Genomic DNA, 17,161 nt, shown 5'->3' on the forward strand with positions numbered 1-17,161 from the left:
GGCATATGTGGCAAAAATTGAGCACCTAAAATGGAATAAAACTGTTTTTTTAGAATTATAATGTGTTTAACTGCTTTAATGCAAAAGGAAGGTATAAGTTTTGTGAAAAAAATACAAATGAGCAGCTTTTTATTCTCTCGTGGTGGAATAAACTATGCGTTTTTATCATCTTTTGTTATAATTACACTGAATACAATATTGGTAAAGGATAGCAATACCCATATTGATGGTCAATTGCGACATGTAAATTGAAGGTCAAGAGGGTTATAATTGTTATAGAACAGAGTATTTTACAAATTAAAATTTTGGAGTTTATGCGATGGCTGGTAGCCTTAATAAAGTTATTTTGATTGGTAATCTTGGTGCGGATCCTGAAATCCGCCGTTTGAATTCTGGTGATCAAGTGGCAAATCTGCGTATTGCTACTTCAGAAAGTTGGCGCGATCGGAATACAAATGAGCGAAAAGAACGCACTGAGTGGCATAGTATTGTTATTTTTAATGAAAACCTTGTCAAAGTTGCAGAGCAATATTTAAAAAAAGGCAGCAAAATTTATATTGAGGGGCAGTTACAGACACGAAAATGGCAAGATCAAAATGGAAATGATCGTTATACAACAGAGATTGTTTTGCAAAAGTACCGTGGCGAATTACAAATGCTTGATGGGCGGGGAGCTGCGAGCGGGGAGCAAGGAGCAAGTCAAGGGGGGAGTTATAGTGGTGGCTTTGCCGATAGTCACTCAAATCAGAGAAATGCTTTTGGTCAAAATAATAATCAATTGGGAGAAAGTTTTTCACACAAATTAGATGATGACGTCCCTTTTTAAGAGTCTTTAAATTGCAGTATTATGATCATTTTATGGTTTGCTTGTTTCAGATTTTTGAAGTTTAGCGAAGTGAAAATTGTTAATTATTATTGGTAATTTAAAATATAAATTAATAACGTCTTGAAAAATATTGTTAAATTTCTTTTTTGTCATGGGAGAGAAATTAGCATTTTTGTGTATTTTTCGCTATAAATAAAGTGAAATGATTCTTTTTTGAAAGTTTTGAAATTGTGACCGATCTTACTCCACACCCAGAACGTGATGTGCTAACCGGTATTGAACCAATCAGTATTATTGATGAAATGCAACGCTCCTATCTCGATTATGCGATGAGCGTGATTGTTTCACGTGCACTCCCTGATGTCCGTGATGGTCTTAAGCCTGTTCATCGACGTATCCTTCATGCTATGAATGAGATGGGGCTTTCTTTCAATAAGTCGTATCGTAAATCTGCTGGTGTTGTTGGTGAGGTTATGGGGAAATTTCATCCCCATGGTGATGCTTCAATTTACGATGCATTAGTGCGTATGGCGCAGGACTTTTCTTTAAGAAATCCATTAATTGATGGTCAGGGAAATTTTGGTTCCGTTGATGGTGATCCACCCGCGGCTATGCGCTATACTGAGTGTCGTTTAGAAAAAGTTTCAGAAGAACTTTTAGCTGATATTGATAAAGATACTGTTGATTTTCAGGATAATTACGATGGGCGTGAGCGTGAACCGGTTGTCTTGCCAGCGCGTTTTCCCAATCTTTTGGTTAATGGGTCAGGGGGGATTGCTGTGGGAATGGCAACCAATATTCCTCCCCATAATCTTGGTGAAGTCGTTGATGGTTGTATCGCTTTGATTGATAATCCCGATATCACACTCGATAAAATAATTGAAATTATTCCTGGTCCGGATTTTCCTACAGGGGGTATTATCCTTGGCCACTCTGGTGTTCGTGCAGCTTATGAAACAGGGCGTGGCTCAATCATTATGCGTGCTAAAGTTGAGATCGAAGAAATTCGCAGTGGTCGACAAGCAATTATTGTGAGTGAGATCCCTTATCAAGTTAATAAGGCCACAATGATTGAGAAGATGGCCGAATTGGTGCGCGATAAACGCATTGAGGGAATCTCTGATTTGCGTGACGAATCGGATCGTGATGGATATCGCGTTGTTATTGAGTTGAAAAAAGATGTTGTTGCGGAAGTTGTTTTAAACCAATTATATCGTTATACGCCGCTGCAAACTTCCTTTGGTTGTAATATGGTTGCTTTGAATGGGGGAAAACCCGAACAGATGACGTTGCTTGATATGCTTCGTGCATTTGTTTCTTTTCGGGAAGAAGTTGTCAGTCGGCGAACAAAATATCTTTTGCGTAAAGCGCGTGAGCGAGCACATGTTTTGGTTGGCCTTGCCCTTGCTGTTGCCAATATTGATGAAATTATAGCGCTTATTCGCAAAGCTCCTGATCCGCAGACAGCACGTGCACAGTTAATGGAGCGACGCTGGCCAGCGATGGATGTCGCGCCTTTGATTAAACTTATTGATGATCCTCGTCATATTATTCATGAGGATGGTACTTATAATCTTTCTGAAGAACAGGCGCGTGCTATTTTAGAATTGCGTTTGCAACGATTGACAGCCCTTGGGCGTGATGAAATCGCTGATGAATTGAATAAAATTGGCGTGGATATCGCTGACTATCTTGAGATCTTGGCATCACGCGTACGCATTATGTCTATTGTTAAGGATGAGTTGAGTGCTCTTCGTGAGGAATTTGCAACGCCGCGACGTACCGTATTTGGTTTTGGTAGCGCTGAGATGGAGAGTGAAGATCTGATCGCACCAGAGGATATGGTGGTAACGGTAAGCCATAGTGGCTATATTAAGCGTGTGCCTCTTAATACCTATCGTGCACAGCGACGTGGTGGTAAGGGGCGTTCTGGTATGTCCACGAAGGATGAGGATTTTGTAACGCGGTTGTTTGTTGCCAATACGCATACTCCGGTTCTTTTCTTTTCATCACGTGGGATTGTTTATAAGGAAAAAGTTTGGCGGCTGCCGCTGGGGACACCCCAATCGCGTGGGCGGGCTTTGATCAATATGCTTCCTTTACAACAAGGTGAGCGTATTACAACGATTATGCCTTTGCCTGAAGATGAAGCGAGCTGGAGTGCATTAGATATTATGTTTGCGACAACACGTGGAACTGTGCGTCGTAATAAATTATCAGATTTCGTTCAGGTTAATCGTAATGGTAAAATTGCGATGAAACTTGATGAAGAAGATGAAATTCTTTCTGTTGAAACCTGTACAGAACACGATGATGTTGTTCTAACAACAGCCAAAGGACAATGTATCCGTTTTCCAGTTGTTGATGTTCGGGTCTTTGCTGGGCGTAATTCTGTGGGAGTTCGTGGTATCAATTTAGCTAAAGGCGATAAAGTCATTTCGATGACAATTTTAGAGCATGTCGAGGCGACGTCCATTGAGCGTTCTGCTTATATTAAACGTGTAATGAATGAACGGCGTGCTTCTGGTGCAGATGCTGATGTTGAAGATGTTATAACTTTTGATGAAGAAGATGGGGGTGCTGAAACAGAGTTAACAGATGAACGTTATGCAGAACTTCATGCACGTGAACAAATGCTTTTGACAGTGAGTGAGTTTGGTTATGGTAAACGTTCTTCTTCCTATGAGTTCCGGATTTCGGGACGTGGCGGAAAGGGGATTCGCGCAACAGATCCATCTAAAACAGCTGAAATTGGTAAATTAGTAGCGGCTTTTCCGGTGAAGGCGCAAGATCAAATTATGTTGGTATCAGATGGGGGGCAGCTTATTCGTGTCCCTGTTGAGGGAATTCGTACTGCTGGGCGCTCAACTAAGGGAGTCACAATTTTTAATACAGCCAAAGGTGAAAGAGTCGTATCGGTTGAACGTATTTCTGAACCTGAAGATGATACGAGTTCATTAGATGATGAAGGTGAGAAGCATTCTGATACAGTTGATATGAGCGAAGAAAAATAATTTTTAAGAGGAAGGAGTAAAGTCATGAAAATTGCTCTTTACGCGGGTTCTTTTGATCCTCTTACAAATGGTCATCTTGATGTTTTGAAAGGGTGTTTTGTGTTAGCTGATAAGGTGGTCGTCGCTATAGGGATACAGGCTGACAAAAAAACACTCTTTAGCTTCGAAGAGCGTGTTGATTTCATTACGCAGGTAGGGAAAGACTTATTTGGTGCAGATTCTAATCGATTGCAGGTTCTTTCATTTAGCAACCTTCTCATTGAGAAGGCGCGTGAAGTTGGTGCTTCATTTCTCATTCGTGGATTGCGTGATGGTACTGATCTTGATTATGAAATGCAAATGGCAGGAATGAATGGTGTTATGGCTCCTGAATTGCAAACTGTTTTTTTGCCGGCAAGTGTTTCTGGGCGCGCGATAACTTCTACATTGGTACGCCAAATTGCCTCTATGGGAGGTGATGTGACACCATTTGTACCGCCCAATGTTGCACAAGCTTTAAGCTCGAAATACCAATCTTTTAGGGGAGAATAAGTGTGTCTCGTAGAATTTTTGCTGTTTTGATATGTGTGTTTTGTTTTTTTTCATTGTTCGCTGTCGCTGGTAATTCTAGCCCAGCAAATGACGCAAATCTTCTTATTTTATCTCTCAAAGATGGTGATGTCATTATTCGTCTGCGTCCTGACTTGGCGCCAAAACATATTGCGCAAATCAAAAGATTAACAGAGGAGGGGGCCTATAATAATGTTGTGTTTCATCGCGTTATTCCTAATTTCATGGCGCAAACTGGTGATGTAGAATTTGGAAAAAAAGGCAGTAGAGATTTTGATCTGAAACGCGTTGGTATGGGTGGCTCAAATTATCCCAATATACCGGCAGAGTTTTCAAAACAGCCGTTTAAGCGTGGTACAGTTGGGATGGCACGATCACAAGATCCGGATTCCGCGAATTCTCAATTCTTCATTTGTTTTGAGGATGCTGCTTTTTTAAACGGTCAGTATACGGTTGTTGGAGAGGTTATAAAGGGGATGGATGTTGTTGATAAAATAAAAAAAGGTACGACAAGTAATAATGGATCTGTAAAAAATCCTGATGTTATTAATGCTGCTACTTTACAAGTTGAGAAATGAATCAAGGGAGCTTTCCATATGGCTGAGAATAAAAATCCAGAGAATACTTTAATTCTTGAAACAACAAAGGGCAGAGTTGTTATTGAGCTTTTTGCTGATTTGGCACCTTGTCATGTTGCACGTATTAAAGAACTGGTACGGGAAGGTGCTTATGATAATGTTATTTTCCATCGCGTTATTGATGGTTTTATGGCGCAAACAGGGGATGTGCAATTTGGAAAGAAGGATAGTGAAAAATTCAATTTATCACGTGCTGGTATGGGGGGGGCAGAAAAACCAAATTTAACAGCAGAGTTTTCAAATCTTTCTCATAAGCGTGGTACAGTTTCTATGGCACGGAGTCAGAATCCAAATTCTGCTAACTCTCAGTTTTTTATTTGTTTTGCAGATGCTCCGTGGCTTGATCGTCAATATTCCATATGGGGGCAGGTTGTTGAAGGTATGGAAAATGTTGATAAAATTAAACGTGGTGAACCTGTTGCAGATCCAGATTCAATTACCAAAGCCATTATTGCTGCGGATGTAGAATAGTATAAACTATACTGATTTCAATTGTAAGTTTCTAAGAAAAAATACTCTTTTCTGATCAATAAAGGCACACGAAACTCTTTTGTAGTATCACGCTTACCTTTTATAATTTCGAGCTAAGCATTGTCCATATATTTTCTTCAATCGGATCTTCCTGAAGAATATAACGCAACGGATTTGTACAAACACCTGTCAGAATAAGAAAACGCAAAGTCTGTTGTATCATGGTTGTTGTTTGGCAAAGTGTTTTATAAAAAATTCGGCATTTCTCTTCAATCCATTGTCGGTCTTAATGGTTTTATGATGTTACTTTCTTAAGAGAGCGTGTGCTTTTGTTTCTGCTCGTAAATCAACATCCAATCCTAATGCAGAAGCATATTTGAAACACATGTTAAGACGGATAAGAGCTTTACTAGCTCATCCAGTTTTCCTAGCAAGGTGGAAAACCAGCGTTTATATATATTGGCGTAATCTTTAAAATAAGAAGACAGTTTAATCTTAGAAGAATATAAAAAGGCGCAGAAGTGAAACAAATGGCTAGTCTTGCCATCTCCTTTTTAATTCAACTTTACTTTTTTAAAAGTATCTAATGCAATATCTTTTAAATAATGAAGATTATGCATGGACTTACGCTTTTATTTTTCTCGTTTTTTAATAGAGGAATGCTCCAAACGGAATACACTTGTGTTGCGTATTTACGTGTTTTTTTAAGAAGCATTTCTTAGTACATATCAACGTTCACTTCCACGATGATATTCATGGCATGTATAGTTTTAAAGCTATAAATAGTATAAAATCTATTATGTACCACCTTCTTTAAAGCTTATGAAGGAGCAAGCGGGTACCATCATACGCTTTTTCAGCCTCTAATGTTACGATAGAGCTTTTGGTATTTGAGAATCTTTACAAAAAGCATTTTTAGTTTTTTAAAGTATTTTTATTTACACGTTAATTTCTTTTGTGAATTATCTCTAATGCCAAGAGCTATCTCAATATTGTGAGTGGATAAGTGATTATGCTCATTTGCGTTTTTATTAAGCGTGAGGATCGCTGTGCCCAGTAGATGAAAAATTTTTATCTGTAAAAGTTAAAGAATATGTAAGCTGTACAATGCGTTCAAAATTTTCTTCTATGGGTACAAAGTTACTGCTTATGGAAGTATGTGAAGATGAAATTATTGTGATAATAATTTTGCAGTTCTGTTAAGGATAAGCGTAGGTATTTTGAGGTATGGTATTACAAGGATTTTACTATTTTTTGGGAGCTAGATTATCACTTTTATTATGGTGGTTTCTTAACAAGAAATGTTCTTTTATCTCGTTTAATTTTTGATGCTGATTACAATATTGAGCGAATCAAAAATTAATTCATAAAGCTTTTGACAATGCTCGTAAGGGGATATCTTTTTTCTTTCTATAGAGATATGCATTGATGGAATCAAAAAGACGAGAGTTATGATAAAGACATTTCATTATAGAAAAATTGCTCAAGATGGGTATGCACGTCGAGGCGAAATTATAACGGGGCGAGGACGTGTTCGTACACCCGCATTTATGCCTGTTGGGACGGCAGGAACCGTTAAGGCTATGTATATGGATCAAATTCGTGATCTTGGTGCAGATATCATTTTGGGAAATACTTATCATTTAATGTTACGTCCAGGAGCTGAACGTGTTGCGCGTTTGGGAGGATTACATGAATTTTCACGCTGGAGCGGACCTATTTTAACCGATTCTGGTGGCTTTCAGGTTATGTCATTGGCGGGAATCCGTAAAATTACTGAACAAGGTGTGATTTTTCGCTCTTACATTAATGGAGCTTACTATGAAATGAGTCCAGAGCGTTCTATCGAAATTCAAGGACTTCTTGGTGCAGATATCCAGATGCAGTTGGATCAATGTATTGCATTACCCGCAACTGAAAAAGAAATGGAAGAAGCTATGGAACTTTCATTGCGGTGGGCGCAGCGTTGTAAAACAGCTTTTGGAGATCAGCCAGATAAAGCATTGTTTGGGATTGTTCAAGGTGGTGATAATATGAAACTGCGTGAACGTTCTGCTCAAGCATTAAAAGAAATCGATTTAAAAGGTTACGCTATTGGAGGGCTTGCTGTTGGTGAACCGCAGAGTGTTATGACAGCAGTATTGGATACTACTTGTCCGATTTTACCAGAGGATAAACCACGCTATCTTATGGGAGTAGGGACACCTGATGATATTTTACAAAGTGTTGCTCGTGGTGTTGATATGTTTGATTGTGTTATGCCGACGCGTGCAGGACGTCATGGTTTAGCTTTTACCCGCTTTGGTAGAATTAATTTGCGTAATGCGCGTTATGCAGAAGATCCACTTCCTCTTGATCCACAGTCACTTTGTCCAGCAGCACATGATTATAGTTGTGCTTATTTGCATCATTTGATTAAATCTGGTGAATCTCTTGGGGGGATGTTGTTGACTTGGAATAATCTTTTTTATTATCAACAACTTATGCAGGGAATTCGTGATGCCATTGAGGAAGGCTGTTATGCCGATTTTTGCGCTGAAACGCGTGCTCTATGGGCACAAGGACGCTAAAATATTAATCGTAATATAGCACCTCATTTTTTTATTGAATTTATTCTCACACTTACAAATTTAGCTAAAAAATGAAATTAGAAACATCTTCCAAAATTATAAAATTCCACTATCTTAGGATATAACAGTGCGGTTTTATAGGGCACATATTCTTTTTCTAATTACTAGATAAAAACAGAAACTGTTACTCCGGTACGCGCTACCTGATCCGGAGAAAAACAGTTTTTCTGTTTCTGATGACTGTTTACAGCAACAATGTTAATGAGGCGTTAGCGAACTCTTAAAGAAGTATGAAAATTGTATTTTTATGAGCTACTTTGTGTTTTTTATTACTAAAGGTAAAGAATGGATTATATACAATCGAACAGATAAATTTTTAGAAAATTAAAATAAAACTAAAATAAAATTACAACATTTAAAATGTTATAATTTTATTTTTTAAGTTTTTATATATAAATATTCTTTAAAATAGATTTATGTAATATTATTTATATAATAAAAATATAGATATTATGTCATAATAAATTAAATATTAATCACGGTAATTGTCATGTTTATAAAACATCAATAAACATACTTATACAAAATTTATTATATTTGTTTTTTGCTTTGTTTATAGAATTTATATGAAAATAATCATAATATATTTACGTGAATATTTTAATTTACAGATAGTGAGTTAGATATCTGATGCGATTCCTCTGTTAGATGAGGGAGGGGTAAAGATGTCTAAAAGAGGGTATTTAATAAATCTAGAAACCAAGCACTATTATCATGAGAATTTTTAAAAGACTCTATAATAATTTATAAGAATGGCCTAAAGTTGAAATTATAGCTTATCGATTTGGGGGATCTGTATTCAGGTAGCAAAATAAAGCAACAATAATTTTGGGGGAGAAGTTTTATCTTTGTATCAAGATAATGATGAGATATTATTCACTTGTTTGAAATGCATTCTTCGGCAAATTTTAGAATTATTTATAGGATATAGTATATCGTTGCAAAATAAAGTTTTCACTGTAAAATTACAATGGCTGAAAAGAGGAGACAAAGTTTATTATCTGGTAGATCTGATAGAAATAGGTGAATACGTCTATGATCTTGAGGTTTTCAAAGATTTTCCATTAAAGAATCTTACTTAAAACTCTATAAAATGCTTTATATATCAAAATATTTCTAAAACTTTATTGGGGACTATTGGGCATGCGTATAATAATGTTTTGAATTTTTGTTTGTGTGTATTACAGATATTTACAGTTAAAACTCCTATCCAGAAGTGATAGTATGAAGGATTTTTATCAAAAAAAGGTTCTTGCATTGGGAATTGATTCGAGAATACGGCGTTTAATAATTTTAGCTCTTGCCGTGGGGAGTTTTGCTATTGGTACTGCAGAGTTTGTCGCAATGGGGCTACTGCCAGAGATGGCACGAAGTTCCTATGTTGATATTCCTACCGCTGGTCAATATATTTCTGCTTATGCATTAGGAGTTGTGATTGGAGCACCTCTTTTAGCTGTGGCAACAGCTCAGGTATCACGCAAAACTGTTTTGATGGGATTAATGCTTTTTTATGCCTTAGCAAATATTGCTAGTGCCTTTTTTTCTGATTTTAGCATATTAGTAGTATTACGCTTTCTCAGTGGACTTCCCCATGGAATCTATTTTGGACTTGCGGCTATGGTTGCTTCTTCAATGGTAGAAATGAAAGAACGTTCTAAAGCTGTTGGATATGTTATGCTCGGCTTAACAATTGCAACCGTTTTGGGAGCACCCAGTGCTACTTGGATTGGTCAACTTATTGGTTGGCAGATTGCTTTTATCCTTGTGGGTATGATTGCTTTATTGTGTAGCTTGCTTATTTGGAATTTTTTTCCTTGTGATTCAAGTTTTCCAAAAACGAATCCTTTGCAAGAAATGGGTGTATTAAAGCAAAAGCAGGTGTGGCTTCTTTTGTTGATGGTGTCGGTGGGAGCGTCAGGATTATTTTCTGTTTTCACTTATATCAAGCCAACATTAATGCATATTTCTGGTGTTTCACTTGAGTGGGTACCATTTATTATGCCGTTAGTTGGATTGGGAATGGTGATAGGAAATCTCTTGGGGCCTAAATTAGCTGTTAAAATTGGCATTTCACCGATGATATTTTTCTCTATGCTTTGGAGCGTATTTGTTTTTTTTCTTTTTTTCTTTTTATCCTATGCTCCGTTAACAGCGGCAATAGGATGCTTTTTTGTTGGAACTTCTTTTGCTGCTATGCCTTCTATACAAACAAAAATTATGGATGTTGCACTACAGGGACAGATTTTGGCAGGAGCATTAATGCAGTCTGCTTTTAATATTGCCAACGCTCTTGGTGCTGAATCTGGAGCATTAGTTTTAAAATTGGGCTATAGTTATGAATATACAGCTGTTTTAGGAAGTGTTCTAACTTTGTGTGGATTAATGGTTTTTTGCATCTCATGGTATATGGAGAAGCATGCTTAATATTTTTCATTTTTTAAATGAAGAAGGAATTTTTATATTTATTTTTAGTTATTGGAATGTCCTGTTGGATTTTTCAATATGCAGTAAGAAATGCGCAGTGCTAATGGAATAGCAAGACAAAATAAAAGACCCATGAGCACTATAAGGAGAGTTTTTGCTGCTAAGATCATTCCTATTGTTCCTCCAGGATTAAAGAGGCCTGCAAGATTGGTGATGACTCCTGCTAGAGTTGCACTTAAGGCCGCTGAAAATAGTTGTACAGAGGTAAGGGATTCACTGGCACGGAGAGCATCTTCATCATTTGCACATTGTAAGATCCTTGTGAGCAAATGTGGCCATGCTATGCCCGCACTGATTCCAATAGAAAACAGTGCTAAGCAAATAATAAAAATATATTCAAGCGCGGAAACTTCTGTTGGGATGAGCCATAAAAGAATCATTATGCCTAACAGTTTTAATAGGGGCGAGTATACAATGATGTTGCGAATTTTTTTTGTGGAGAGACCAGCACTTGAGATGGCTCCACATGTCCACCCTAGGCTCATAAGTGCTGCTATATAACCAGCAATAAGTGGAGCTTGCCCATGAAGCTCTTGAAGAAAAAGTGGAAAATAAAGTTCTATACTGTATACGACTGTTGTCATAACGAGTATCAATGCGTAAACAGAAAAGATTTCAGAAGAGAAAGAAAAGGATTTGCGGGGCAACATAGGATGAGGGGTAGATGATTCGATTTTTGCTAGAACAAAGAGAAGACTAAGTCCGATAACTAATCCGCAAATTTTTGCTATTGTAGACTCCATAGCCCCTCCAACAGAAATAATAAAAATCAATAAGGTGAGTGTGAAAAGCTGGAGAAGAGGAAGAGGGGGTGTTGGAACATCGTTTTCATTCTTTTTTGGTAAAAATTTAAAGGCGATGAGTGAGAAAAATATAGCTAATACGCCAATGATCAAAAAGGATGCTCGCCATAGGCCATAATATACAGAAAGCCCCCCGATTGCTGGTCCTAACAAGGTTGATATTCCCCACATTCCAGAGATAATACTTAATGCATGTGACCATAAAGATGGGCTGAAAACAATCCGTACCATGGAATAGGATAGGGATAACAAAGAACCACTTCCAAATCCTTGAATAAAGCGTCCTATTAAAAACAATGGCATAGATGAAGAAATGCTGCACATAAAAGTGCCTAGGGTGAAGATAAGTCCAGAAATAACATACGCATTGCGAGGACCTAATTTCCCTAATATTTTTGTTGCAAGTGAAGTACCCACGAGTGAAGCTGTAATAAAGACAGTAGCCACCCAAGAATAATATATTTCACTGCCAATATGATTCATAAGAGAGGGTAAAATAGTAATAACAATATAAACGTTGGTAGCGTGTAACACAACTCCACCTGTAAACGTTAAAAAGCAAAGACCATTTTTACCCAATAAAAGCGCAGACCAGCCCTGTTTTTTCACTGTTGTTTGCTATTTAATAAAAATCTATCCTCTTTTTACTTATAAGGTACTTCTTTGAATTTGCCAAGAGAAATTCAAAGCTCTGTTTAGAGCTTTGAATTTTAATTTAAGTAATAACTTAATTGCCCATTGCTTTTTTGAGATTCTCATCAATTTTATCGAGGAAACCTGTTGTAGAAAGCCACTTTTGTTTAGGCCCAATCAAAAGTGCGAGATCTTTGGTCATAAAACCTTCTTCGACGGTTTTAATACAAACTTCTTCCAATGTCGTGGAAAAGTTTTTTAACTTCTCATTGTTATCTAGTTTAGCACGGTGCGCTAGTCCACGCGTCCATGCAAAAATAGATGCAATAGAGTTCGTTGATGTTTCTTCATTCTTTTGATGCTGACGATAATGGCGTGTTACAGTGCCGTGTGCTGCCTCTGCTTCAACAATTTTGCCGTCAGGTGTCATGAGAACAGAAGTCATGAGACCCAGAGAACCAAAGCCTTGGGCAACAATATCAGATTGGACATCACCATCATAGTTTTTACATGCCCATACGTATCCACCTGACCACTTTAATGCAGAAGCAACCATATCATCAATAAGACGGTGTTCGTAATATAATTTACGGTTTTCAAATTCAGTTTTAAATTCCGTATCGAATATTTCTTGAAAGATATCTTTAAAACGACCATCGTAAGTTTTTAGAATGGTATTTTTTGTTGAAAGATAAACTGGAACATTCCGTTGTAGTCCATAATTAAAGGATGCGCGGGCAAAATCACGAATTGACTCATCAAGGTTATACATAGCCATGGCAACCCCTGCGCTTGGAGCATCAAAAACATCATGTTCAATAACTTGATTATCATCACCGACAAATTTAATACTTAATTTCCCTTTTCCTGGAAATTTAAAATCTGTTGCCTTGTATTGATCACCAAAAGCGTGACGTCCGATAATAATTGGCTTTGTCCAGTTAGGAACAAGGCGAGGGACATTTTTACAGATAATGGGTTCGCGAAAAATGACTCCTCCTAAAATATTGCGGATTGTGCCATTAGGTGATTTCCACATTTTTTTTAGGTTAAATTCTTTAACGCGTGCCTCATCAGGTGTGATGGTTGCGCATTTTATACCAACCCCATATTTTTTGATAGCATTGGCAGAATCGATAGTTACCTGATCATTGGTTGCATCACGATTTACGACGGAAAGATCATAATATTTTAGATCAATGTCGAGGTAGGGATGGATTAATTTATCTTTGATATATTTCCAGATGATGCGGGTCATCTCATCCCCATCAAGTTCAACAACGGGGTTTTCTACTTTGATCTTTACCATTAGAAATCCTTTTTCTTTTAAGCGATACTACTTGTATAACACTTTCAAGTTTATAATGAAAAGTAAAAACAAGGGAAAAAAGCATTCAAATATGAGCTTTTAGAATATATTATCAATAGAGTGTAAAATTTTGTTGGAGGGTTTAATTTTTGAAAAGAAGTGATGTGTTTGCAAATCTATAATTATTCGATGATTGATGAAGAATCTGTTTAATAGATAAGGTAGTTAGATCACCGGGGGACAGGGATTATGCATTTTTATTATCAGAGATTTCATTTAATAAGTTGATCGTATTCTGAATTATAGTTTCTTGATTTGTTGTGTTAGGTGAATAAGAAACTATTTTTATATTGCTATTTCAATTCTAAGCTTATGGTCTGTTTGTTTATAAAAAGTTTAATGTGATAACAAAGGCACTGTAATTAGAAATGCTTCATATAAAATGCGTTTGAGATAAACTTCAATTTTGAAGGTTGAAAAAAACGTATAAATGATGCGGCTGGTTTTAATTTAAAAATTAACAGCATACGCAAGAATATGACTTATAAAATTACCGTATCGCGAGCTAGAATCTTCTAATTCTTATGTTTTATCGATTCTTATTGTTATTAACTATGCGCAGTAAAGCACTATCCTCGAAATGCAACAAAGAAATTAATCACCTAATGATTCTTGTATCCTTTTTACGAAGAGATTCCTTTTAAAATCTTATTCCCTCATTTTTATTTATGCATCCCTCATTTTTAAAAACACAAATAAAATGAATATATTACACATAGAAAAAAGAAACATGGTACGCCCAAGGGGCGGGTATAGAGTAAATAAAATCAAAGAATTATATAGAATATAAGGGAATTAATGAATTTTGATTCTATTACGTTTTTTTGTCTCTGCCCCTAACTTTTTTGGAGCTTTTTTATAGCTTCAAGAGCTAGTCTTTTACGATCTGCACTCTTTGTATAAAGGGATGCCATCTGATCTTCTGTCCAGCCAAAAATTGCTTTGAGTTGTGATACTGTTGCTCCAGAATTAGCTGCACGTGTTGCGGCTAATTTTCTTAATCCATGCGCCGATTTTTTAATGCCAGCCGCATTACAAGCGTCTCTAAATCCATTCCCAAAGCTTTCTTTGGTGAATTTTTGATTCACTTTACTACAGATAAATGTTTCTTCTCCAATAGGACCAGTTTCAAGCGTTTTAGCTAATTCCGGTAAAATGGGAAGAAAAACATCTGTTTGGAATTTACTTTTCTCTGTTTTGAGATGAATAATATTGTCTTTGACATCTTTCCAGCCAATGCGTACCGCATCACCACGACGCAAGCCCGTATATAAAAGAACATCAATCCAGACACGTTCATGGGTACCATGATGCCATCTTTGATAATATTTTTCGACATCTTCTTCTGTCCAAACAGGAAATCCCTCTTTGTTTTTGAGGGGGGGTCTTTTTATTCCTAAAGCTGGATTATTTTCCAAAAGACCTTGATCAATCGCCCAATTAAAAAGTCCATTAAGGGCTTTCAGAAAATTTCTAGCCATTGCTGGTGTTTCTTTACGCCGTTCAACACCGGCTATGATATGTTTCTTTTCAATTGCTTGGTATGGAATGTTTCCTATGGTATCACATACCTTCATAAGGATGAGTTCTTTTTGTTTTTGGGTGACTTTAGAAAGGTTATGCCAATTGGAGCTATTAAAATACTGTTTAAGGAGCCATGCGAATGAACCTTCGACTAGCTTACCAGTTTTTGATTTAGGAAGTATAAGCCCTTGTAACTCGGCAAGTGCGCTTTTGTAGTTGTCAACAAACTCTTGCGTTCCATAGGTACCGCGTATTCTAATATGTGGTCCATGACCAATACGTACATACCATACAATTTTGCCATGTTGAGTAATTTGTTTAACGAGATGAGGAGGACGTGGTTTAGGCATGGTATTTTACATCTTAGAGAGTGCGGTTTCGTAATATTCATTCTTTGACAAATCTAAAAGTTTGTCTGGGTGGCTAACTGAATTTGGTATTGGAATATCTGCTTTAAGATAGATAAGCAGTTCACCGGTAGGTTTGATTTCTATGAGTTCGCAACCTTGTTTTTTAGCTTCTCTTAAAGCGCGTGCAATGGCTGGTTGCGTTATAGCAGCTGGACGAGGCGCCATATCTTTTCTCCTTACATTGAGATGCAATTCACGTGTGGCGTGAATCACGCATTACTTGAAAGTGTTAGGAAGGGTGGGGGTGCTTGTAGATATGCGGGGAACAAAACACCCCCATAAGGTTAAGCAGCTTTTGTTGAGAGTTGTTTTATCTCTCGTTCTATCTCTGCTAAAAAGGTTTCAACAGCTTGATTGATCTGTTCAATTTGTTGATCATCACGGAGAACACGCTTGACTTTCATGCGTAAGTGAAAGAATTCCCCCGTAAAACGTGGGTCATAGCTTACGAAATCACACCATTTTCGTCCTGTACAAGCCATTTGGAATTGCATTTGTGCGTGATATTCTGGTTTGATTTCGTCACCTATACAAAAGCGCATATGTGTTACTGATCTCGGGCATTTGACTTCGATTAAACCGTCTTCTCCAATGAGACCATCGGGGCTAGCACCCGCCATTTCTATTGTGGGGTGTTGGATAAAGCCGCATTTTGTTATATCGGCATCATAAATGAAGCCATATTCTCTCAAGGCATCTTCTTCATGTTCGATACCCCATCTCATATCTTCAGTTTCATAATAGGGGCTTGTTTCGCCTGTTAAGCGCTCTGTTATGAGTTTGATTTTGTAGTCTTCATATTTGCTCGTAGGCAATCCTTTTGTAGTTTTATTGAGTATGTTGTAAATGTTTGATGCGGTGACTTTACCCAAGCGCGCTTGGAACCATTCTGCTGTTCTTTGTTCCATCTCACACCGCCGTTCTTTGTTCTTGTGGTGCATATTCTATATCTTGGACGTGAATATATTCGGCATCTTGTATAGGCGCCTCTATTTGCTTTTGTTGTAGGAAAGATTGTTCTTTTTCATGCTGTCTCTTTTGCAAAACATCCAAAATACTTTGTGCTACTTCATCAGGAAGATCTTCAAGCTTTTGGACTCGTCCATACTGAAGCACTTTTTCTTCTTCTGTTTGAGTGATGTTTATTAATTGTTTGATTTGCGTAAGCACATCATAAGAAACTAACTTCGTTTGTACGTTATGGTTTGTTTCATTGATACGTTTTGCTTCATCTTCTTCATAAATACCGGAAAGCCCGAAAGCATAGCGAGCACATTGTATAGTGGCTTTATGGCGCAACATACGTGCTGGATATTTTTGCCATGCTTCACTTTTTTCTTGTTCGCATTCTTTGCGATATTCGGTGACTTCGATAGGGTCTTTAATCCCTTTGAGACGAATAGCACATTTGATAGCAATGATATTCCCATCCTCATTGATTTGATCTTGAAAGGTCATGCCATCAAAGTCAGGATTTGATTTGATGATCTTTATCCAACCGTCGATAGAAACAACGGGTATGATGCCGCCGCCTTTTTTAGGGAGTGCATAGATTTCTTTTGTTAAAGGGTTAAGTCCATAAGTATTGGCAACAAAAAGAAAAACGGCAAATTCTGCATCAGTGATGACATTAGCATTTTTATATCCAATACAAGTTTTTATGATTGTTTCTCGAAATTCTTCAGCAGAAAATCCATATTTTTCTGCCATTTCTTTTAAAAAAGTAGAATTTTTCATCTTGATTTCCTACATTGCGCGCAATTCACCCGTGGCGTGAATCACGCTTGTGTTAAAAGTTGGTTTGTGTTGC

14 protein-coding genes are annotated in these 17,161 nt (G+C 37.2%); 7 read left to right on the forward strand and 7 right to left on the reverse strand.

Translation table 11 applies throughout. The annotated features are described in order from the left end of the window. The first annotated feature begins 319 nt into the window (after positions 1-319). From ssb to ACFINR_RS05120, 5 genes are all read left to right on the forward strand, one after another. Entirely contained in the window at positions 320-826 is a 507-nt protein-coding gene (ssb, locus tag ACFINR_RS05100; protein WP_375611516.1) for a single-stranded DNA-binding protein, read from the forward strand. 230 nt (positions 827-1,056) lie between these two features. Further along, a complete protein-coding gene (gene gyrA, locus ACFINR_RS05105; RefSeq protein ID WP_375629047.1) occupies positions 1,057-3,840 on the forward strand; it encodes a DNA gyrase subunit A in 2,784 nt (927 codons plus the stop codon). A gap of 24 nt (positions 3,841-3,864) precedes the next feature. After that, on the forward strand, positions 3,865-4,371 hold the full coding sequence (gene coaD / locus ACFINR_RS05110) for a pantetheine-phosphate adenylyltransferase (protein ID WP_375611518.1): 507 nt from the start codon (positions 3,865-3,867) through the stop codon (positions 4,369-4,371). A gap of 2 nt (positions 4,372-4,373) precedes the next feature. Further along, the gene (locus tag ACFINR_RS05115; RefSeq protein ID WP_375645830.1) at positions 4,374-4,967 is read left to right on the forward strand and encodes a peptidylprolyl isomerase; all 594 of its coding nucleotides are present in this window, start codon (positions 4,374-4,376) and stop codon (positions 4,965-4,967) included. Positions 4,968-4,985: 18 nt separating this feature from the next. Further along, positions 4,986-5,498: a peptidylprolyl isomerase gene (locus tag ACFINR_RS05120; RefSeq protein WP_375611520.1), complete on the forward strand. Its 513-nt coding sequence runs from the start codon at positions 4,986-4,988 to the stop codon at positions 5,496-5,498. A gap of 100 nt (positions 5,499-5,598) precedes the next feature. Here the strand turns inward: ACFINR_RS05120 and ACFINR_RS05125 are convergent, their stop codons facing one another. After that, complete coding sequence (locus ACFINR_RS05125) at positions 5,599-5,721, reverse strand: hypothetical protein (protein ID WP_375652867.1); 123 nt, start codon at positions 5,719-5,721, stop codon at positions 5,599-5,601. A 1,228-nt stretch (positions 5,722-6,949) separates the two neighbouring features. Between ACFINR_RS05125 and tgt the strand changes: the two genes are divergently transcribed. Together tgt and ACFINR_RS05135 are read left to right on the forward strand one after the other, a co-directional pair. Continuing rightward, positions 6,950-8,068, forward strand: a complete 1,119-nt coding sequence (tgt, locus tag ACFINR_RS05130; RefSeq protein WP_375652872.1) for a tRNA guanosine(34) transglycosylase Tgt — start codon at positions 6,950-6,952, stop codon at positions 8,066-8,068. A gap of 1,284 nt (positions 8,069-9,352) precedes the next feature. Next, a complete protein-coding gene (locus ACFINR_RS05135) occupies positions 9,353-10,552 on the forward strand; it encodes an MFS transporter (protein ID WP_375652876.1) in 1,200 nt (399 codons plus the stop codon). A gap of 44 nt (positions 10,553-10,596) precedes the next feature. Here the strand turns inward: ACFINR_RS05135 and ACFINR_RS05140 are convergent, their stop codons facing one another. The 6 genes from ACFINR_RS05140 to ACFINR_RS05165 all read right to left on the reverse strand — a co-directional run bounded on the left by ACFINR_RS05140 (position 10,597) and on the right by ACFINR_RS05165 (position 17,088). After that, positions 10,597-12,024 carry an MFS transporter gene (locus tag ACFINR_RS05140; RefSeq protein ID WP_375652880.1) on the reverse strand — a complete coding sequence of 476 codons (1,428 nt, stop codon included), beginning with the start codon at positions 12,022-12,024 and terminating at the stop codon, positions 10,597-10,599. A gap of 118 nt (positions 12,025-12,142) precedes the next feature. Continuing rightward, on the reverse strand, positions 12,143-13,357 hold the full coding sequence (locus tag ACFINR_RS05145) for an NADP-dependent isocitrate dehydrogenase (RefSeq protein WP_375613103.1): 1,215 nt from the start codon (positions 13,355-13,357) through the stop codon (positions 12,143-12,145). Between the two features lie 896 nt (positions 13,358-14,253). After that, complete coding sequence (locus ACFINR_RS05150) at positions 14,254-15,291, reverse strand: tyrosine-type recombinase/integrase (RefSeq protein ID WP_375652883.1); 1,038 nt, start codon at positions 15,289-15,291, stop codon at positions 14,254-14,256. 6 nt (positions 15,292-15,297) lie between these two features. Further along, entirely contained in the window at positions 15,298-15,516 is a 219-nt protein-coding gene (locus ACFINR_RS05155) for a hypothetical protein (RefSeq protein ID WP_375630827.1), read from the reverse strand. 119 nt (positions 15,517-15,635) lie between these two features. Further along, positions 15,636-16,259 carry a lambda exonuclease family protein gene (locus ACFINR_RS05160; protein ID WP_375652887.1) on the reverse strand — a complete coding sequence of 208 codons (624 nt, stop codon included), beginning with the start codon at positions 16,257-16,259 and terminating at the stop codon, positions 15,636-15,638. Between the two features lies 1 nt (position 16,260). After that, positions 16,261-17,088, reverse strand: a complete 828-nt coding sequence (locus tag ACFINR_RS05165) for a recombinase RecT (protein WP_375652890.1) — start codon at positions 17,086-17,088, stop codon at positions 16,261-16,263. Positions 17,089-17,161: the final 73 nt, after the last annotated feature.

Source organism: Bartonella sp. AP19HLJMH (genome assembly GCF_042196245.1).
In the GTDB taxonomy this organism is placed as follows: Bacteria; Pseudomonadota; Alphaproteobacteria; order Rhizobiales; family Rhizobiaceae; genus Bartonella.